The sequence below is a fragment of the Chloroflexota bacterium genome, from assembly GCA_016875535.1.
Classification (GTDB): Bacteria; Chloroflexota; Dehalococcoidia; order SHYB01; family SHYB01; genus VGPF01.
Window position 1 is genome coordinate 92,666 of the sequence record VGPF01000003.1, and the last position, 20,408, is coordinate 113,073.

The 20,408-nt window shown below is 64.8% G+C and carries 15 protein-coding genes; 12 read left to right on the forward strand and 3 right to left on the reverse strand.

The genetic code is table 11. The features are described 5' to 3' along the window. Nucleotides 1-30: 30 nt before the first annotated feature. From FJ039_02005 to FJ039_02055, 11 genes are all read left to right on the forward strand, one after another. Complete coding sequence (locus FJ039_02005) at nucleotides 31-1,473, forward strand: hypothetical protein (protein ID MBM4404945.1); 1,443 nt, start codon at nucleotides 31-33, stop codon at nucleotides 1,471-1,473. Between the two features lie 380 nt (nucleotides 1,474-1,853). After that, nucleotides 1,854-2,726: a lipoyl synthase gene (gene lipA / locus FJ039_02010; protein MBM4404946.1), complete on the forward strand. Its 873-nt coding sequence runs from the start codon at nucleotides 1,854-1,856 to the stop codon at nucleotides 2,724-2,726. An 8-nt stretch (nucleotides 2,727-2,734) separates the two neighbouring features. Beyond that, on the forward strand, nucleotides 2,735-4,120 hold the full coding sequence (gene lpdA, locus FJ039_02015; protein MBM4404947.1) for a dihydrolipoyl dehydrogenase: 1,386 nt from the start codon (nucleotides 2,735-2,737) through the stop codon (nucleotides 4,118-4,120). Nucleotides 4,121-4,196: 76 nt separating this feature from the next. Then, nucleotides 4,197-5,180, forward strand: coding sequence for a pyruvate dehydrogenase (acetyl-transferring) E1 component subunit alpha (gene pdhA, locus FJ039_02020; GenBank protein MBM4404948.1), 984 nt, complete (start codon nucleotides 4,197-4,199; stop codon nucleotides 5,178-5,180). A gap of 5 nt (nucleotides 5,181-5,185) precedes the next feature. Further along, a complete protein-coding gene (locus FJ039_02025) occupies nucleotides 5,186-6,157 on the forward strand; it encodes an alpha-ketoacid dehydrogenase subunit beta (GenBank protein ID MBM4404949.1) in 972 nt (323 codons plus the stop codon). A 26-nt stretch (nucleotides 6,158-6,183) separates the two neighbouring features. Continuing rightward, a complete protein-coding gene (locus FJ039_02030; GenBank protein ID MBM4404950.1) occupies nucleotides 6,184-7,491 on the forward strand; it encodes a 2-oxo acid dehydrogenase subunit E2 in 1,308 nt (435 codons plus the stop codon). Nucleotides 7,492-7,622: 131 nt separating this feature from the next. Next, nucleotides 7,623-7,823: a hypothetical protein gene (locus FJ039_02035; protein MBM4404951.1), complete on the forward strand. Its 201-nt coding sequence runs from the start codon at nucleotides 7,623-7,625 to the stop codon at nucleotides 7,821-7,823. A gap of 281 nt (nucleotides 7,824-8,104) precedes the next feature. After that, nucleotides 8,105-9,445, forward strand: a complete 1,341-nt coding sequence (locus FJ039_02040; GenBank protein ID MBM4404952.1) for a TldD/PmbA family protein — start codon at nucleotides 8,105-8,107, stop codon at nucleotides 9,443-9,445. 5 nt (nucleotides 9,446-9,450) lie between these two features. Continuing rightward, complete coding sequence (locus FJ039_02045; GenBank protein ID MBM4404953.1) at nucleotides 9,451-10,296, forward strand: hypothetical protein; 846 nt, start codon at nucleotides 9,451-9,453, stop codon at nucleotides 10,294-10,296. Nucleotides 10,297-10,299: 3 nt separating this feature from the next. Next, nucleotides 10,300-11,103, forward strand: a complete 804-nt coding sequence (locus FJ039_02050) for an SDR family oxidoreductase (GenBank protein ID MBM4404954.1) — start codon at nucleotides 10,300-10,302, stop codon at nucleotides 11,101-11,103. Between the two features lie 196 nt (nucleotides 11,104-11,299). Next, nucleotides 11,300-12,445 (forward strand): acyl-CoA dehydrogenase, encoded by a 1,146-nt coding sequence (locus tag FJ039_02055; GenBank protein MBM4404955.1) that lies wholly within the window; start codon nucleotides 11,300-11,302, stop codon nucleotides 12,443-12,445. 78 nt (nucleotides 12,446-12,523) lie between these two features. Here the strand turns inward: FJ039_02055 and FJ039_02060 are convergent, their stop codons facing one another. Beyond that, nucleotides 12,524-13,324 (reverse strand): sugar phosphate isomerase/epimerase, encoded by an 801-nt coding sequence (locus FJ039_02060; protein ID MBM4404956.1) that lies wholly within the window; start codon nucleotides 13,322-13,324, stop codon nucleotides 12,524-12,526. Nucleotides 13,325-13,344: 20 nt separating this feature from the next. After that, nucleotides 13,345-14,148 carry a sugar phosphate isomerase/epimerase gene (locus FJ039_02065; GenBank protein ID MBM4404957.1) on the reverse strand — a complete coding sequence of 268 codons (804 nt, stop codon included), beginning with the start codon at nucleotides 14,146-14,148 and terminating at the stop codon, nucleotides 13,345-13,347. A 119-nt stretch (nucleotides 14,149-14,267) separates the two neighbouring features. On the opposite strand from FJ039_02065, the gene FJ039_02070 reads away from it, so the two are divergent. Next, nucleotides 14,268-15,440, forward strand: a complete 1,173-nt coding sequence (locus FJ039_02070; GenBank protein ID MBM4404958.1) for a hypothetical protein — start codon at nucleotides 14,268-14,270, stop codon at nucleotides 15,438-15,440. A gap of 7 nt (nucleotides 15,441-15,447) precedes the next feature. Here the strand turns inward: FJ039_02070 and FJ039_02075 are convergent, their stop codons facing one another. Beyond that, nucleotides 15,448-19,830, reverse strand: a complete 4,383-nt coding sequence (locus tag FJ039_02075; protein MBM4404959.1) for a DEAD/DEAH box helicase — start codon at nucleotides 19,828-19,830, stop codon at nucleotides 15,448-15,450. Nucleotides 19,831-20,408: the final 578 nt, after the last annotated feature.

The following is a 20,408-nucleotide window of genomic DNA, read 5'->3' on the forward strand; positions in this document are numbered from 1 at the left end:
ACCATTCTCCCCAACGTCTCCGCTCCCTGTATGGGCACAGTGCCCGACGCCTCCCCCGCCATGACCACCCACAAGCCCCCCGCACAGCCCAGCCAGACCCAGATGCGCGTCTACCCCCTGGACCCGCGCGCCCTCAGCCAGGAGCAGATCGCCGTCACCTTCGCCATGACCTCCCGCTCCCCGGAGCCATTCGACGTCATCAAGGACGTCGTCTCCGAGGCTAAGGCCGCCGACTTCAATGAGAAGTGGGTCCTCAACTACGGCCACGCCTCCGTCGCAGAGCACGCCGTCATCCACATGGCCTGCGAAGACATCTCCCGCCTCGCCGCCGACGATCTCGAAGATGCGCGACTCGCCTCCTACACGGAGAAGTCCTCCCGCTATCAGGTGATAGATCGCGGCAGCTTCCACATCCCCGCCGAGCTCCGCGGCCACCGTCTCGAACAGACCTACGTCCATGCCAACCAGCGCCTGTTCGATCTCTACCATGAGCTCCTCGAGAAGACGATGGCTTGGCTGAAGAGCCAGCACCCCCAGAAGGAAGGCGAAAAGCCCGGCGCCTACACCCTCCGACTTCGCCGCATCGCCACCGACCACTGCCGCTTCGTCCTCCCCGCCTCCACCCTCACCAACGTCGGCGTCACCGCCAACGCCCGCATCCTGGAGCACGCCATCACCAAGCTCCTCTCATCTGACCTGGCGGAGACGCGGGAGCTCGGCGAGCGCATGAAGGTCCAGGGCAAGGCCATCGCGCCCACCCTGGTGAAATACGCCGACTACAATGCCTACATCGCCGAGACGCGGCGGAGTCTGCAGAAGATGATCGGCGAGCGCGGCAGAGAGGCCGCCATCCAAGAGGGCCGCGTCAGCGCGAAGCTCAAGCACTACGATAACCAGGCCGGACAGAAGATCATCGCCGCGGTCCTCTTCCACTGGTCGGGCGAAAGCTACGACGATGCCTGGCGCAAGGCCAATGACCTCGGCCACGGCCGCGTCCCCTACGTCGAAGCCGCGCTCTCTAAGCTCGGCCCGCACGATGCGCCCCTCCGCGAGCTCGAGATGGTGGACTACACCTTCGAGCTGGAGATGGACTACGGCGCCTACCGCGAATACAAGCGCCACCGCATGCAGACCTATATCGAGCAGCCCTTCACTCCCTATCGCGGCTACATCGTTCCGACTCTGGTGCGCGACGCCAAGGCCCAGCATCTCTTCGATGAGGCGATGGAAGTCTCCGCCATGGCCTTCCGCGCGATCGACGGCGCAGTTCCCGCGGCCTCTGCCTACGTGCTCACCCACGCCCACCAGCGCCGTCTCATCGCCAAGTTCAACCTCCGCGAGGCCTACCACCTCATCAAGCTTCGCGGCTCCCCCCAGGCCCACTACACCATCCGCGAGATCGCCCTCCAGGCCCGCGACGAGATCCAGCGCGTCCATCCCACCCTTATCAAATTCATCCAGATGCGCGGCTAGCCCGTCTCTCCTCCGTCCGCTCCACACCGAGCATCCCGAGGGTCGCCCCCTCTCCTGTAGGTTGCACACAACCCTCCCACGTCTCCAGTAGGGGCTGGCCTTCCCCCAGGGCTACGATTTCTATCGGAGAGGCCAGCCCTCCCTATCGGGCGCACTCGCCGCGCCCCTGCCCTCTCCCAGCTTCCCAATTGCAACTCGGGAAGCGTCCGGGAGAGCCATTCTGATCGCTTGTGCTTATTCCTATGAGCAAAGAGAGGGCCAGCGTGAGGTCTCCGAAATCCCTCCCCTCCGCATGCCTTGCAACACGAGGTATCGCGTGACGGCCAACAGAAGCCGGATGGTATACTGGATTGTCGTCACCAGAGAGGAGCGAACCGCTGATGCTTGCCGAGCGAAGGCTGCCCCCCTGGTTCAAGGTCAAGTTCCCAGGCGGCCCCAACTATCTCCGGCTGAAAGCCCTGATGCGCCTGCAGGGCCTCCACACCATCTGCGAGGAGGCCCGCTGCCCCAACATCGGCGAATGCTGGGAGTACGGCACCGCTACCTTCATGATTCTCGGCGAGATCTGCACCCGCCGCTGCGCCTACTGCAACGTCACCACCGGCCGCCCCAACCCGGTTGACCCCGCCGAGCCGCGCCGCGTCGCCGAAGCCGCAAAAGCCATGGCCCTCCGCTACGCCGTCGTCACCTCGCCCAACCGCGACGACCTTCCCGATGGCGGCGCCGCCATCTTCGCCGCCACCATCGCCGAGATTCGCGCCCTCAACCCTGCCTGCAAGGTGGAGGTCCTCATCCCCGATTTCATGGGCGTCGAGCGCGACCTTCTCACCGTCCTGGATGCTTCTCCCGATGTCCTCAACCACAACATCGAAACCGTTGCAGGCCTCTTCAAGCGCGTGCGCCCAAAGGGCTCCTACGACCGCTCTATTCGGCTACTGGCGGATGTAAAGCGCCACCGCCCCACCATGACTACCAAGTCTGGCATCATCCTGGGCATGGGCGAGACCGACGACCAAGTGCTCGAGACGATGGCCGACCTCCGCGAGGCGGACTGCGATATCCTCACCCTCGGCCAGTACCTGCGCCCGTCCGATAAGCATATCCCCGTCGCACGCTTCTTGGCTCCTGACCAGTTCGCCTCGCTCAAGAGCCGGGGCCTGGCGATGGGCTTTAAGCACGTCGAGTCCGGCCCCTTGGTGCGCAGCTCCTATCATGCCCATGAGCATGCCGAGTCCGCGGCGGCCATAGCCTGAGCGAGCCAATGGACGCCACCTACGATCTAGTGGTCATCGGCGGCGGCCCCGGCGGCTACACCGCCGCGATCCGCGCCTCCCAGCTCGGCATGAAAGTCGCCGTCGTCGAAAAAGAGGAGATGGGCGGTGTCTGCCTCAACTGGGGCTGCATTCCCAGCAAGGCCCTCCTTCGCAACGCCGAGGTGGTGAACCTGGTGCGCAACGCCGCCCAGTACGGCATCACCCTCCAGAACCTCCAGTTCGATATCGCCTCCGCGATAGACCGCAGCCGGAAGGTCGTTGAGACGCGCGTCAAAGGCGTCGGTTTCCTCATGCGGAAGAACAAGATAGACGTAGTCAAAGGCGGGGCGCGACTCGCGGCGGCGAACAAGGTGGCGGTTGACGCCGCCGGCCGGACGCTCACTGCAAAGAACGTCATCATCGCCACCGGCGCTCAGGCCCGCGATCTCCCCGGCCTTGTGCGCGATGGCAAAACCATCATCACCGCCCGCGAGGCCTTGGAGCTGCGCCAGACGCCCAAGTCCATCGCCATCGTCGGCGGCGGCGCCATCGGCTGCGAGATGGCCTACTTCTACCGCTCCTATGGCGCGGAGGTCACCGTCATTGAGATGCTGCCCCATCTGGTGCCGAATGAGGACGAAGAGGTCAGCCGGGAGCTGGAGCGCGCCTTTGCCAAGATGGGCATCGGCGTCAAGGCAGGCTTCACCGTGGAGAAGGCGGAGGCCAGGAACGGCCTCATGCAGCTGACCCTGGGCCCGGCCCAGGAGGGCGGAACGGTTGACTGCGAAAAGGTCCTCCTGGGCGTGGGCGTCAAGCCCAACAGCGATGGCCTTGGCCTGGAGCCCCTCGGCGTGCAGACGACGAAGGGCTACATCGCCATCAACGACCGCATGGCCACCAACGTCCCTGGCATCTACGCCATCGGCGATGTGACGGGCAAGCTCCTCCTCGCCCACGTCGCCTCCGCCCAGGGCGTCCAGGCCGCCGAGGCCATCGCCGGCAGGCCCGTGCGCCCCCTGGCCTACAGCGATATGCCGCGTGCCACCTATTGCCAGCCCCAGGTCGCCAGCATGGGGCTGACGGAGAAGGCAGCCAAGGAAAAAGGGTACGATGTGAAGGTCGGAAAGTTCCCCTTCATGGCCAACGGCAAAGCCACGGCCATCGGCGCAAGCGATGGCTTTGTGAAGCTCGTCGTCGCCGCCAAGACCGGCGAGATCATCGGCGCGCACCTGGTGGGCCATGACGTGACGGAGATGCTGGCCGAGATCTCGATAACCAAGATGCTGGAGGGAACCGCGTTAGAGATAGGGAAGACCGTTCACGCCCATCCCACGCTCTCCGAGGCGATCAAAGAAGCGAGCCTCGGCGCCTACGGCGAAGCGATAGATATGTGACGATCCCCGCGGGAAGGCCCACCGGGGTTGGCGAAGCCCCGGCTGCGACCTGCCAAAGGGAAGAATCGAGGATGAGATGTCCATGACCCTGAAGGAAATGTGGATAGCGAAAGAAGTGGCGCTGGAGCTCTATCGCAAGATGGTGCTCATCCGCCGCTTCGAAGAGAAGTGCGCCGAGATGTACGGCCGCGCCAAGATCGGCGGCTTCCTCCACCTCTATATCGGCGAAGAGGCCGTCGCCACCGGCATGATCCCCCTGCTCCAGCCGCAGGACACCATCGTCTCCCACTACCGGGAGCACGGCCACGCCATCGCCCGCGGCCTGGACACCAAGCGCCTCATGGCCGAGCTCTTCGGCCGCTCCGGCGGCACCAGCAAGGGCAAGGGCGGCTCCATGCACCTCTTCGATGACTCCAAAGGCTTCCTGGGCGGCTATGCCATCGTTGGCGGCATGATGCCCGTCGCCACCGGCATCGGCCTCGCCAGCAACTACCTGAAGACGAACTCCGTCTGCCTCTGCATCTTCGGCGATGGCGCGGTGAACCAGGGCGAGTTCCATGAGTCCTTCAACCTCGCCTCCCTCTGGAAGCTTCCCGTCCTCTTCCTCCTGGAGAACAACGGCTTCGGCATGGGCACCCGAGTGGAGCGCGCCCACGCCGGCACCGAGATCTTCCACCTGGCCGATGCCTTCCGCATCCCCAGCGAAAAGGTGGACGGCATGGACCTCCTGGCCATGCGCGATGCCTCCCAGCGCGCCATAGACTACGTCCGCTCCGGCAAGGGCCCCTTCTTCCTGGAAGCGATGTGCTACCGCTTCCGTGGCCACTCCATGGCCGACCCGGTGGCCTATCGCAACAAGGAAGAGGAAGAACTGTGGAAGCGCAAAGATCCCATCGCCAACTTCCGGCGCGAGATGGAGCTGAGCGGCCTTGTCACCCCCAAGATGATCGCGGACGTGGAGAAGAGCGTGGAGGACGAGATGGCCGAGGCCGTCCAGTTCGCCGATGCCAGCCCGCCCCTGGCGCCGGAGGCGATCTATGACGATATCTACAAGGAGTAGCGCCCATGCCTGACTTGACCTATCGCGACGCTATCCGCACGACCCTCCGCGAGGCCCTCCAGCAGGACGAGCGCGTCTTCATCATGGGCGAAGACATCGGCGCCTACGGCGGCGCCTACGGCGTCACCAAGGGATTGATGGCCGAATTCGGCGAAAAGCGCATCAAGGATTCGCCCATCGCCGAATCCGTCCTCGTCGGCGCGGGCATCGGCGCCGCCATGCGCGGCCTGCGACCCATCGTGGAGATCATGACCATCAACTTCAGCCTCCTGGCTTGCGACCAGATCATCAACATCGCCGCCAAGATCCACTACATGTCCGGCGGGCAGATCAGCGTCCCCTTGGTCATCCGCACCGTCAGCGGCGGCGGCAACCAGCTCGCGGCCACGCACTCCCAGAGCTTCGAGGGCTTCTATGCCTCCGTCCCCGGCTTGAAGGTTGTCGCGCCCGCCACGCCCGCCGATGCCCGCGGCCTCCTCAAGACGGCGCTCAAGGACCACAACACCGTCATCTTTGTGGAGCACTCGCTGCTCTACGGCGTCAAAGGCCCCGTTCCCGAGGGCGACTACGCCATCCCATTCGGCAAGGCCGATGTGAAGCGCCAGGGCAAGGACATCACCATCGTCTCCTATCTCCGCATGACCCAAACGGCCCTGGCCGCAGCCCAGGCCCTCGCCAAGGACGGCATCGAGGCGGAGATCGTGGACCTGCGCTCCCTGCGCCCACTGGATATGGAAACCGTGCTCGCCTCCATCCGCAAGACCCACCGCGCCATCATCGTGGAAGAGATGCCCAAGTTCGGCGGCTTCGGCGGCGAGGTCACGGCCGGCATCATGGAGCACGCCTTCGACGACCTGGACGCCCCGGTCCTGCGCATCTCCGGCAAGGACGTGCCGACGCCCTACAATAAAGAGCTTGAGCAGATGTCCTTCCCAACGCCCAAGGACATCATTGACGCGGTGAAATCTCTCGTCTAACCGAACGGCCTGAGAGGAGCAACCCGATGGCAAGCGAAATCATCATGCCCCAGATGGGCTTCGATATGAAGGAAGGGACCCTCGTCCGCTGGCTGAAGAAAGAGGGCGAAGCCGTCCGCAAAGGCGAAAACATCGCCGAGATCGAGACCGATAAGGCCGTCGTTGAGATTGAGGCCTTCGATTCGGGCGTCATCGCCAAGCAGGTTGTCGCCGAGGGCGTCACTGTGCCCGTCGGCCAAGTCATCGGCTATCTCGGCGCTCCCGGCGAGAAGGTGGAAGTCCCCGCCGTCGCCGCGCCTTCCACCGCTCCCAAGGCGGCTCCGCCCCCTGCGCCCAAGCCCGTCGCGCCCGCTCCTGCCCCGGCCGCTGTCGCCGCGCCCGCCCGCCCCGCCGAGCCCGGCGAGCGCGTGAAGTCGTCCCCACTGGCGCGCAAAGAGGCGGAGGACCGCGGCATAGACATCGCGAAGGTCCCCGGCACCGGCCCCGGCGGACGCGTCACCCGTGAGGACGTCATCGCCCACGCCTCCCAGGCCGCGAAGGCTCCTCCCGCCGCGCTTCCTGCGCCCGCCTCCCAGCCGGTCGCGGCGCTCCCGGCGTCTGCAACCCCTCCCGCGCCTGCGCCCCAAGCCCCCAAAGCGGGCCAGCCCGCCCGAGGCGCCTTCGTACCGCTCTCCCGCATGCGGCATGCCATCGCCCGCAACATGTCCCGCAGCAAGACGGAGATCCCCCACTTCTACGTCACCGCCGCCATCAATATGACGGAGGCCATGAAGCTCCGCGAGCAGGTCAACAAGCTCTGGGAAGGACAGGTGAAGGTCAGCGTCAACGATCTCCTGGTACGCGGCGTCGCCATTGCCATCACGAAGCATACGTACTTCAACTCGATGTTTGTGGAGGGAGGCATCCAGGTCCACCAACACATCAGCGTGGGCATCGCCGTCGCCCTGCCGGATGGCCTCGTCGCTCCCGGCATCGCGGACACGGACCAGAAGTCCCTCGCGCAGATCGCCCGCGAGAGCAAGGGCCTTGTGGAGCGCGCCCGCGCCAACAAGCTCACCGCCCAGGAGTTCGGCGCCGCCACCTTCAACATCACGAACCTGGGCATGTACAACATCGAGAGCTTCAGCGCCATCATCACGCCGCCCCAGGTCGCCGCCCTGGCCGTCGGCTCGGTGGTGAAGGAGCCTATCGTCAAGGATGGGCAGGTCGCCATCGCCGATATGATGCGCGTCACCCTCTCCATAGACCACCGCGTCGCCGATGGCGCCCAAGGGGCGGACTTCCTCGCCACCCTCCGCACCCTCATGGAAAGCCCGGTCTCCCTCCTGGTCTAGGCCAGCAGCTTTCCTCTCGTCCGGGCCTTCTGTCGCCCTCCCTATTTACAGGTGTGGACGCTTATGCTACGATTTTCATGAATTGAATCGGTTCAAGACCTCGATTAGAGGAGCGTTCAGAGGAGGGTTACATGCCGTTCAGCACCGTCAGCAAGAAGTCCGGGAAGACCTACTACCTGCATTCCAAGAACGTCACGCTCAAAGGCGGCCAGAAGCAGACGATCTACTACTTCGCCGGCAAGGCGGGCCCCAACGCCCTTCCCAGCCTGCCTACCGGGTACAAGGTCGTTGAGAACGATCGCACCGGCCTGCCGCTCCTGAAGAAGAGCTAACCTACAACTTCAAACAGCGGTTGCCCGGCGAGTTTTATTTTCCTCCGCAGGCTGTCGCTGTTGCTCCGAAGCTTCGGCACGCGCCCCGAGCCGTATCTGTTCGTTCGCTTCCGGTTTGAGGCATGTCGCTTCTAGCCCTGCCTGTTGTCAGGTGGGGCTTTTCTATTTCAGAGCCGCCCCACTTTCTTGACAGTTCTTTCTCCCCGTTGCTACCCTCCTCCTATCTTCGATTCTCCGTCCGTTCTCGGAACCTTTCTCCTTGATCCTTGCACCTTCCCTATATGCACTCCGAAAAGGAAGCAAAGCGCCTCGTCGAAGCCGTCCTCCGCCTCTCCAAGGCCGAGCAGACGGAAGTCACCATCTCCAGCACGGACGCCGCCCTCACGCGCTTTGCCAACAATGAGATCCACCAGAATGTCTCCGAGCGCGATGTGGCAGTCACCGTCCGCGCGGGCATCGGCAAGCGCTACGGCATCGCCGGCACCAACGATCTGAGCGAAGCCGGCCTGGAATCGGCCGTCCACCAGGCCCTGGAGACGGCCAAGGCCCTGCCGGAGACGGAGGGCTGGTTGCCTCTGCCGCAGCCGGGCGAAGTGGCCCGCCTGAACGCCCATGCCATCACCACCCTCGAGTTCGGCCCCATGCAACGCGCGGCGGGCGTCCGGCTCATCTGCCAGAAGGCCCGCGAGCACGGCCTCTCGGCGGCGGGCGCCTTCCGCGTGGACAACCTCGGCCTCACCATCGCCAACTCCCACGGCCTCTTCGCCCATCGTGTCACCACCACCGCCGAGCTGCTCGCCGTCGTCTCCGGCAGCGATAGCTCGGGCCATTCCGGCCGCCTTGCCGTGAACGTTGACGAGATTGACCCGGAGGCGGTGGCCGATGAGGCCATCGGCAAGGCTGTGCAAGGGCGCAACCCCCGGCGCATCGAGCCTGGCGACTACGAGGTGGTCCTTGAGCACTACGCCGTCAGCGATATCCTGGACTTCCTGGGCTTCGTCACCTTCGGCGCACTGAACGTCCAGGAGGGGCGCAGCGCCATGAGCGGGCGCATCGGCGAGCGCATCATGGGCAGCAACGTCTCCATCGCCGATGACCCTCTCAACCCTTCGGGCGTCGTCCGCGCGTTCGATTACGAAGGCGTCGGGGCCCGCCGCGTCGGCATCATCGAGCGCGGCATCGCCGCGTCGCCCGTCTATGACCGGCGCACCGCCCTGAAAGAGGAGCGCGAGTCTACGGGCCACGGCCTGCCGCAGGTCTACTCCACCTTCGGCCCCATGCCCACCAACCTCTTCATGGAGCCCGGCGATGCCTCCCATGCCGACCTCATCGGCTCCGTCAAGCGCGGCATCCTCGTCACCCGCTTCTGGTATACCCGGGTCGTCCATCCGCTCACGGTGCATATGACCGGCATGACCCGCGACGGCGCCTTCCTTATCGAGAACGGCGAGATCGCCGCCCCGGTGAAGAACCTCCGCTTCACCCAGAGTTACATCGAGGCGCTGAACCAGGTCGCCAAGATCGGCAGGGAGCGGCGGCTTGTCAAAGAGATGCTTTCCTTCAACATGGTGCCTGCGCTCAAGGTGAACGGCTGGCACTTCACCGGCGTGACGGAGTATTAGGGCTTATGGGATGCTTCGGGTGGCGGCTCGGTTCTACCGATACTCTCGTTTTCCTGATTTTCACTTTGGTTGCGTGTACCGCTTCAAAGCCCTCTGAACCTGGGCCGGATGCAAGTGTTGTTCGACCTCCTCCCAATATTCCGGCTCCAAAAGACCTAAATGACCTCGTTATCCAAGCAGAGAGAAAGCTCATTAATCTGGGCCGGGTCACGATTGAGACTTTTACAGACGGAGTATTAAAAGCAACAAACGAACCTCCTGCAAGGATAAGAGTTGAAGGAGAGACGACACTAGACTACGGTCGGCCTGCGATCTCAACAACAGTTGCGTCCTCGAAGATGGTGATAGAGTCCGCTGCATTACCAAGAGGAAGATTCGAGTATGAAGCCAAAGTGATTGGCGGCAAAAGTGCAGTGAGAGGGCCGGGAAAAGACTGGGAGGAAGTCCCCTCGGCTAAGGACTTCGGCATTGATGTGATCCCGTTTGTCGAGCGTTTCCGGTTCGAGAGTAGCCTCAGCAAAGGCGTAATGAGCGCAAGCTATGTTGGAGCTGAGAGAATAGATGGGCGCGATGTTCATCAAGTTGCGATACACACTGATCGTGAGCAGCTTACCGCAGAGACGTTTGCTTTTATTGCTGACTTAGCTAAGAGCATGGGAGTTGCTCCGGAGGGTCCACTACTGCCGAATGGTTCGGCATTTGAATTTGAAGAGATATCAGTGAATCTCTGGATAACTGCAGAGGACCCAGTCATACTGCAAACAAAGCAGAAGATTATCGCTAGCATTACAATCGAGCATGTACGAGTTCGAATGGACGTGCTAACCCTCCAAACCTACAGGCGTGCATAAATTATGGACAAACTTCTTCCCAACCGTACCGCAGTCGTCACCGGCGCGGGCCGGGGCATCGGCCAGGGCATCGCCCTGGTGCTCGCCCGCGAGGGGGCGGATGTCGCCATCGGCGATATTGACCTCGGGAACGCGGAGGCCACGGCCAAGCAGGTCCGCGATATGGGGCGCAAGGCCATCGCCGTACAGAGCGACGTCGGCACGCGGGATGGCGCAGACATGCTTATCGCGGAGGCGCTCAAGGCCTTCAGGGAAATCGATATTCTCGTCAACAATGCCGGTGTCGTCGGTGCAAAAGGCTGGCAGCAGCGCCCCGTCCCCAACGACGACGACTGGAACGAAGTCATTCGCGTCAATCTCATGTCCCGTGTCTACGTCTCCGACGCCGTCATGCCGCACATGAAGGAGCGCCGCTCCGGGCGCATCATCAACATCGCTTCCATCGGCGGCCTGCAGGGCGGCGCCATCATTCCCCACTACGCCGCCACCAAAGCCGCCGACATCAGCTATACCCAATCTCTCGCCGCCATCATGGCTCCCTACAACGTCACCGTGAACGCCATCTTGCCCGGCCTCACCTTTACCACCATGCTTCGCGGCATCTACGAACAGCGCACATTGCTGAATCGAGACCAGGCGGAAATGACGCCTGAAGAGATTCTCAAGCTCTCCGAGTCCCGCACGCCCCTGGGCCGCCAGCAGACGCCTGATGACATCGGCAACGCTATCGCTTTCCTCTGCTCGGACTACGCCAAGAACGTTACCGCCCTGGGCCTGGACGTGGATGCAGGCATGCGGATGCATTAGGCGCTGCCCACAGGGCGTTGTCAGACGGGTCTCTGCCTCCTTGCCCCTCGGATCTTGTCCTTCTATGGAATCTGTGGATGATTCTGTCTTTTTGCATTGCCTTTTCCCCTTTAGACTGCTAGCATTGTCTGTCGTCCGAAGCATCGTTCCGCATCGCCCCGTGCCCTGAAGGAGGCCCCTCGTGCCGCAGACCGCCATGACCGAAGAGCAGAAGCAGATCATCACGATGATCCGCGACCTCGTGAAGAAGGACATCGAGCCTGTCTCCAGCCGCATGGAGCAGCAGGACATCTACCCTGAGGAGATCGTCAAGAAGCTGAAGGAGCTGGGCCTCTTCGGCATCCTCATCTCGGAAGAGTACGGCGGCATGGGGCTCAACGTCTCCACCTACGCCATGATCATCGAGGAGATCTCCAAGGGCTGGATGAGCATCTCCGGCATCATCAACTCCCACCTCATCATGGCCTACATCGTCCAGAGCTTCGGCACGCCCGATCAGAAGCGCGCCTGGCTCCCCAAGATGGCCCGGGGCGAGAAGCGCGGCGGCGTGGGCCTCACGGAGCCGAACACCGGCAGCGACGTGGCCGCCATCGAGACCTATGCCGTCAAGCACGGCAGCCAGTACGTCATCAACGGGACCAAGATGATGATCACCAACGGCGAGCACGGCAACACCTTCGCCGTTCTGGTGAAGACGGACCGCCAGGTCCAGCCAGCCCATCGCGGCATCAGCTGCTTCATCCTGGAGAAGGGTCCCGGCTTCAAATCGGGACGCCACCTGGATAAGCTCGGCTACCGGGGCGTGGACACCTCCGAGCTCATCTTCGAAGACCACAAGGTCCCCGCCGATGCCATCGTCGGCCTCAAAGAGGGGCAGGGCTTCAAGCAGATGATGGTGGCGATGGAGGTGGGCCGCATCAACGTCGGCTCCCGCGCCGTCGGCGTCGCCACCGCCGCCTTCGAAAAGGCCATCGCCTACGCCCAGCAGCGCAAGACCTTCGGCGTCCCCATCGCCGAGCATCAGGCCATCCAGCTCAAGCTGGCCGATATGTACACCAACATCCAGGCGGCGCGGCTCTTGGTCCAGCAAGCCGCCCAAAAGAAGGACCGCGGCGAGCGCACCGACCTCGAAGCCGGCATGGCCAAGCTCTTCGCCAGCGAGGTCTGCGCCAACGTCGCCCTCGAGGCGATGCGCATCCACGGCGGCTACGGCTACTTCAAGGAGTACGTGGTGGAGCGCTACTACCGCGATGCGCCGCTCATGATCATCGGCGAGGGCACCAGCGAGATCCAGAAGCTCGTCATCGCCCGCAACCTGATTTCCATGTACGGCGGCAAGTAGCGCCATCCTGCGCTGCAGAAAAAGAGGCCCGCCGGATCCGGCGGGCCTCTTTTGTTATCCATCGCTCGTCGCCGTCTGTCACGTGCGGGCAGGCCCGCGCCCTTCATGGCGAGCGACCCACGCCAGCGAGCGCCGTATCGTCTCCTCATAGCCCAGGCGCTCCACCTCCGGCCCCAGGATCTCGATGTCGTAATAGCCGCCGTAGCCTGCGCGGTCGAAGGCCGTGATGATGCGCTCGATCGGCACGATGCCGTCCCCAAGAGCCGTGCGCGAAGCGTCGTGCGTCCTGGGCGCCACGTCGCAGATCTGCACCAGGCCGATGCGCCCCGCGCGCCTGGCGATATTCTCGTAGAGGCCCCGGTCGATCCACATATTGCTCATCTCGAAGCAGATCTTCAGCCAGGGGGAATTGACCCTATCGGCCAGGTCCAGCGCGTCATGAAGGGTCTGGATATGGCCCAGGCGGACGTGGAAGGGGTTGACCGGCTCCAGCACAAAGGGGACTTTGCTCTCCTCCGCCATCGGGAGGAGCCGGCCCAGGATGTCGGAGAACCGCGATTCCGCCTCTTCGTACGTGAGCTGGGTCGGTGTGCCCGCCATCAGGAGTATCGTCTCCGCCTTCATCTCCGCCGCCAGCGCTATCGTTCGCTTCGCCGTTTCAAGCTCTCTGGCCCACTTGCCGGGGTCGCTCAACGTGAAATAGCCCGTTGCCAGATAGCAGACCACCTTCATGCCGCTATCCCGCAGGAGCTTCAGTCCGCGCTCGACCCCAAAGGCCTCCAGCTTCCGCCTATTCGCCGCGATCGCCGGGATGCCGAGGCTCTTGTAATAGGCGATGTCCTTATCGAAGGGCCACTCCCGTGACGTCACCATGTCCATGGATTAGCGAAGCATCGCGTTTACCTTCCTTCGCGCTTCTTCACCCATTCGAGGGCCCGCCGTATCGTCTCCTCATACCCCAGCCGCTCCACCTCCGGCCCCACGATCTCGATATCGTAGTATCCCTGGTAGTGCGCCTGCTCAAAGGCGTCCACGATGCGCCCCACGGGGATGATGCCGTCGCCCATGGGCACGCGCGAGGGCGTGAAATAGGTCCCTGCCTTCACATCGTTGAGCTGCACCAGGCCGATGCGCTTCGTCCGCCTGGCGATATTCTCGTACAGCCGCCGCTCGATCCACATATTGCTCGTCTCGAAGCAGATGGTGAAGAGCGGCGAGTCCACCTCGTCCGCCAGGTCCAGCCCATCGTGCAGCGAGTGGATATACCCCAGGTCAACGCGCAGGGCGTTGTTCGGCTCCAGGCAGAGCGGCATCCTATGGCGCTCCGCCTCTTTCAAGAGCTCGCCCAGCAGGTGTTTGAATCGCGCCTCCGCCTCCTCGTAGCTCATCGCGCCGCATGGCCCGGCTTGCAGCAGGAGCCTTTCGGCGCCGATCTCGGTCGCCGTCCCGATCATGCGCTTCGCCGTCTCCAGTTGGGCGGGCCACTTGGAAGCGTCGGTCAGCGTGAAAAAGCCCGCCGAAAGCAGGGCTGAAATCTTCATCCCGGCATCGCGCAGGAGCTGTTTCCCCTTGTCGGAGCCGTAGGCCTGCAGCTTGCGGTTCTGCACCGACACCGCTTGGACGCCAAGGCTCGCGAAGTGCCGGATGTCCTGTTCGAACGTCCAGTTGATGGTCGTGGCCTGGTCTAATGAGTAGCGCAGCATGGCGCACACTTTAGCAGATGCACCTGCCGGCGACCTAGGGCCAAGAGGGGCTTCCGGTCACGTCCGCCCCCGATAAGTGGTATGCTTACGCTTCATCCGTCGCCCTCCCAAGGAGCTTCATGACCAATGCACAGCCGAAGCGCGTCGTCATCCTTGGCGCGGGCTTCGGCGGCCTCACGGTCGCGACGGAGTTGGACCACCTGGCCACCACGCGCAAGGTGCACATCACCCTCATTGATCGCAAGGCCGAGTTCCAGATGGGCTTCGCGCCTCAGTGGGTCCTGGCAGGGCGCAGGAAGGCCGAGGTTGGCAGGCGCTCCTACCAGATGATCGCGGCCCGCCGCACGAACTTCATGCAGGCCGAGGTGCTGGCCATAGACCCCGTCCTCAAGACGGTCAGCACCAAGTCCAGCCAGGTGGCCTATGACTTCCTCATCATCGCCCTCGGGGCCGAGATGGCCCCCGAGCTCCTCCCCGGCCTCCCCGGTCCCGCCCACGACCTGCACGATATGGCCTCCGTCGTCGAGTTCAAGGCGGCGCTGGAAAAACTCGAAAAGGGCACCGTCGCCATCGCCGTCTCATCGCTCCCCTTCAAGTGCCCGCCTTCGCCCTATGAGTACGCCCTCATCGTGGACGAGCTTCTCCGGAAGCGCGGCCTCCGTCCCAAGGTGCGCGTCGTCCTCACTACGCCGGAGCCGCAGCCCATGCCCGTGGCGGGCAAGGCCGTGGGCGATGCCGTCAAGGCGATGCTCACCGCGCGCGGCATTGACTACCGGCCCAGCCATAAGCCGACGGCCTTCGACTCCAAGACCAAGCGCATCACTTACGAGAACGGCGCGCAGCTCGCCTGCGACCTCATCGGCGCGGTCTATCCGCAGCGCGCTCCCAAGATCGTCCGCGACGCGTCACTCACCGATGCCTCGGGCTTCATCCCCGCCGACCTCAATTCCTTCCAGACCTCCATCCCGGGCATTTTCGCCATCGGCGATTGCGCCTCCTTCAAACTGCCCGATGGCCGTCCCCATCCGAAGGCCGGCACCTTCTCCGAGGCGCAGGCGCTGGTGCTGGCGAAGCAGATCGGCGCGCTGGCCCTGGGCGGCGGCGAGCTGGCGCGTTACACCGGCACGGGCGTCTGCTATGTGGATGCGGGCGGTGACGTTGCCGCGCCCGCCGAAGCGAATCTCCTCGCGCAGGGCGGCCCTCAGTTCGTTCTCAACCCGCCCACCAAGGAAGGCCTCCAGCGCAAGAAGCAGTTCGAAGCCGAACGGCTGAAGCGGTGGTTCGGCTCGTAAGCCGCCTCTATCCCCGCAGCGCCGCCAGGATGAGCGGCTTCTCCCGCTCCTCCACCTCTGCCAGGTAGGCCACGGCGCCCACCACCCGAGTCGCGATAGGCATGCCGTCCCGGAAGACGATGCGATTGCTTGCCAGCGCCGGGACCTTTTCGCCGGGCGTCGCGATACCTACCAGGTTCAGCGGGTCTGCGGCACTGATGCCGATGAACCGGCCCTCCGGCTGCCCCCGGCGAACCGCCCGGATGGCCTCGACGGCTTCGGGCAGGGCGTACTGCTCCCCGGTGAAGCTGTCCACGAAGCGCCCGCCTCGGATATCGCCCCGGGCCTCCATCCTGCGGTAGACCCGCAGGATATCGCGCCAGGGGGGCAGCCCCGTCTCGCGAAGGGCCACGCGGAAGAAGACGATGCCGTAGCGGCGCAGGAGCTGCCGCGCCCAAAAGTCGGCGGCATGGCTGTGGTCGTGCTGGGCCTCTGTGCGCGTCCTGAAAAGCGACCAGCGTCCCGTTGCCGCAGGGAGGGCCGAGGGCTGCGCCACGCCAAACCACTTGGGCGGGTGACGCCTGGAAGCCTCGCTTCGCCCTGCTGAGATCAGCCCGCGAAGGCCGGCGAAGCCATCGCCGGTGATGAGGCCCGCGCCCACCAGCTCGCCCAGGGCGTTGCGCACCTCCGTGGGCAGACGGCGCGTGGCGTGGACAAGCTCCTGGAAGAAGCTCGCGCCGCGCTGCTCCAGGTGCGCGCGCAGCTCTTCGGCGAGGCCGCTCAGCTTCGCCTCGCCGTTGACGTGGGGCGCGATGGCGAGCCAGCTTGTCAGGTCTTGCCGCAGCATGATGGAGACGGGCGACGACTTGGTGGGGCCCGACTTGCGCGAGTCGCCGTTCGAGGGCGGGAAGAGCCGTCCCCAGGCCACCTGGCCGGAGAAACAGAGCTCATCGAGGAAGGTCCCGCTGTATTTCTCCATGCGCGCGGCGAAGATATCGCTCTCCCAGGCTCCGGCGGGGGCTTGGAAGCCCTGGAGCTCCTCCACCAGCTTCGCCAGGCCGCTTGCGCCTTGCAGTCGAGACTCGCGCGCCACGTGCTGCCAGGCGAAGAGGAAGCGCACGTACTGCGCCGCCGTCGCGGGTTCGATCTCCTTGCGGAGCTTGTCCAGGGTGTAGCGGTGGATGCGTGCCAGGAGTCTCCGGTCGCACCATTCGCCTTCGCCTGCGCCGGGGCTCATGGGCCCTCGGATGGCGAAGCCTTCCGATTCCAGGGCCGTGAGGGCGAAGTCAATATCGCTCACCGGCACGCCAAGGGATGCCGCGAGGGCATGATTGAAGACCGGGCCAAGGCCCTCCAGGCGGCTCCGCGCGATCTCGCGCAGGGCCTCCTCCCGCTCCCACGTACGCGCGCGTTCACGCTGGGGAGCTTCGATAGGCGGCGAAGTTGCCACGCCGGGGAAGATGGCCTCGAACTGCGGCAGGCGCTCCGCCGCGATCCAGACCTTCGGCGCGGCGGCTCCACCGAGCTTCGCCGCGCGCTTCGCCCCGGCGAGCTGGTCCAGGAGGCTTTGCCACGGCTTCGCCTCCGCCTCCGTCAGATAGCCGAGGAGGGTAAGGGCGTCGTGCAGCTCGTCGGCAGTCTCCGCCTGGGGCCAGGCCTCTTCGCGCACGCGGGCGATGGCGGCGGGATCCAGGGCCGCCAGGTCCCGCGCGGAGGCCACGTCCAGGACGCGGCGCGTCTGCACGGCCATGGTGCGGCGCTCCTCCAACGGGGCATCGTCCAGGAAGGCGTAGGGCTTGGCGGTGATGATTTCATGGGCCATGGGCGAAGGCTCGGTGGTGTCCTTCGCCACCAGCGTGATCCGGCCGGACTCCACGTTGTGGAGGATGGCCAGCAGGCCTTCGATGTCCATCGCCTCGTGCAGGCAATCGTCCACGGTCTGCTTCACGATGGGGTGGTCCGGTATCTCGATGTCGCCCGTGATATTTTCGGCGCAGGCTACTTGCTGCGGGAAGGCGGCGCCCAGGAGGTCGTCGGCCCGCATGCGTTGAAGGTTTGTCGGGACCTTCTTTCCCTTCTCCGAGCGGAGGACGGCCAGCGACCGCGTCACGTTCCACCGCCAGCGCGTCTGGAACATGGGCGCGGCGAGCAGAGCCTGGGTGAGGAGATACTCGGTGGAGTCCGACTTCAGATATTGGAAGACGTCCGCCAAGGGAAAGCTGTGCTGGGGCCCCAGGGAGAGGACGATATTGTCTTCCGTCGCCGCGGCCTGAAGCTCCTGATTGAAGGTGCGGCATAACTTCTTGCGGAGGGCCAGACCCCAGGCGCGATTGATGCGCCCGCCGAAGGGAGCGTGCAGGACCAACTGCATGCCGCCGCTGTCATCGAAGAAGCGCTCCAGGACCAACTGCTCCTGGGTGGGCACGACGCCGAGGGCGATCTTGGTCGCGGCGATATAGTCGGCGATCTGTTCCGCCGCCTCCCGGCTGATGCCGGTCTCCTGCATCAGCCAGGCCTTGGCCTTTTCCGGGTCGGCTATGCGCCGCTCCAGCTCGGCTCTGAGCCTGGAGACTTCGCCGGAGAGCTCCGCCGTCCGCGCAGGGGCTTCGCCAAGCCAAAAGGGGATCGTGGGCGGCTGGCCCTTGGCATCTTCCACGCGCACCTTCCCCGGCTCCACGCGAAGGATCTTCCAGGAGGAGATGCCGAGCTGGAAGATGTCTCCCGGCATGCTTTCGATGGCGAAATCTTCATTCAGCGTGCCGACCACCGCGCCCTGGGGCTCCAGCACCACGTCGTAATCGGCGTTCTCCGGGATTGCGCCGCCGGAGGTGACGGCGGCCAGGCGCGCCCCGCGACGGGCCGTGACGCGGCGGCCCACGCCATCGTAGTGGATGTGAGCGCTGCGCCGTCCGCGCCGGGTGGAGTAGCCCTCGGCCAGCATGCGCACGACGGCATCGAACTCCCGGCGCGGGAGACTGCGATAGGGGTAGGCCCCTGTGATGAGCCTGTAGAGCGCATCCTCGCTCCACTCCTCCGTGGTCGCGGCGGCGACGATCTGCTGGGCCACGATGTCCAGGGCGTTCTGCGGGACGGCGAGCCTGTCCAGCTTGCCCTGGCGGGTGGCCCAGATGAGGGATGCGCATTCGATGAGGTCGTCGCGCGTGACGGGGAAGAGTCGCCCCTTGGGGAGCGCGCCGAGGGTGTGGCCGGAGCGGCCCACGCGCTGGAGGAAGGTGGCGATGGCGCGGGTTGAGCCGATCTGGCAGACCAGGTCAATGGAGCCGATGTCTATGCCCATCTCCAGGGATGCCGTGGCGATGAGGGCTTTCAGCTCGCCCGCCTTCAATCGCTGCTCGGCCTTGAGGCGCTGCTCCTTCGAGAGGCTCCCGTGGTGCGAGGTGACATGCCCTTCGCCCAGGCGCTTGGTGAGCTGGAGCGATAGGCGTTCCGCCAGGCGGCGCGTGTTGGTGAAGATGAGGGTTGTCCTGTGCCGGTTGATGAGCTCGGCGAGGCGGTCGAAGACCTCTTCCCAGGTCTCCAGGGACATCACGGCCGTGAGCGGCTGCGAGGGCAGCTCCAGCGCCAGGTCCAGCTTGCGGATGTGCCCTTCGTTGACGATGGCGCACTGAGGCGCGGCGACCGCTTCGCTTCTCTCCTCGCCCTCGAGGGGAGAGGAACTCGAGCGTAGCCCGAGAGGGGAGGGTGACTCTTTCTGCCCCTCGTTCCCGCTCCGCTCAGTCCCCACCAGGAATCGCGCCACCTCTTCGATGGGGCTCTGCGTGGCGGAAAGGCCGATGCGCACCGCGCGCCTCCCCGTCAGCGCATCCAGGCGCTCCAGGCTGATCGCCAGGTGGAGGCCGCGCCGATCGTCGGCGACGGCGTGGATCTCGTCCACGATCACGGTGCGCACGCCCTTGAGCATCGCGCGGCCGCCCTTGCTCGTGAGCAGGATGTAGAAGGACTCCGGCGTGGTGACGATGATATGCGGCGGGCGCTTGGTCATGGCGGCCCGGTCCTTCGCCGTCGTATCGCCGGTGCGCACCATGACGCGGATATCGGGCGCGGGCAGTCCCGCTTGCATCAGGAGGTCGCGGATCTCCTGGAGAGGCTGTTGGAGATTCTTCTGGATATCGTTGCTGAGGGCCTTGAGCGGCGAGACATAGAGGACCTGGGTGGCATCTTCCAGATCGCCTGCGAGCCCCTGCCGCACCAGCGCATCTATGCAGTTGAGGAAGGCGGCCAGAGTCTTGCCCGACCCGGTGGGCGCGGCGATGAGGGTGTCTTTCCCTGATTGGATTGCAGGCCAGCCGCGCACCTGGGCCTTCGTCGGCTCGGCGAAGCGCGAGGCGAACCACCCGCCCACGATGGGGTGGAACTGGGAGAGGACGGGATGTTGTGTCCGGGATGCCATCGCGAAGGCCTTTGCCCCCTAGAGAGGCCATTGTACTCGGGAGGACCCGGGCGCAGGCAAGTGGCGGATGGCAGGGCGCGCCCGCTGGGGATCGGGAGCCGCTCGGGGCGGATCTGGTGTTTGCACCTGGCCTTTCTTGTTTCCTTGGGGTTGCGTTGCGATGCAGACGGTCTGCGGCGGTCCTTCCGTCGAAGGACGTGTCCACGACGAGCGCGGGAATAGAGCATCCTTCCGCGAGGGAAGGACCAGGGGCTCGCCGGAGGCTCCGATATGACCCCGGAGCCGACCGGGCGAGGCGGCCCACACTCCTCTGCGGCGACAGAGGTCACCCTGCCAATCCCGCGTGTGGGCCTAGGGGCTATCCGACTCGCGGCACGGCGGCTGACCGAAGACGGCGGCGTCCTGCGGGGCTTTCGAGCCGATAGAGCGAGGCGGTGTCTCCTCACCCAGCCTGCTTGTGAGTGAGGATGGAGAGGGTCCGGGACCCTCCTAGATGTTCAGGGCTGGGCGGTCGCCCTCGGCAAACCTCCTGTGGGCCCGCGCCGCTGCGGGAGCACGCCGCGCTGCTCGCGCGCTTT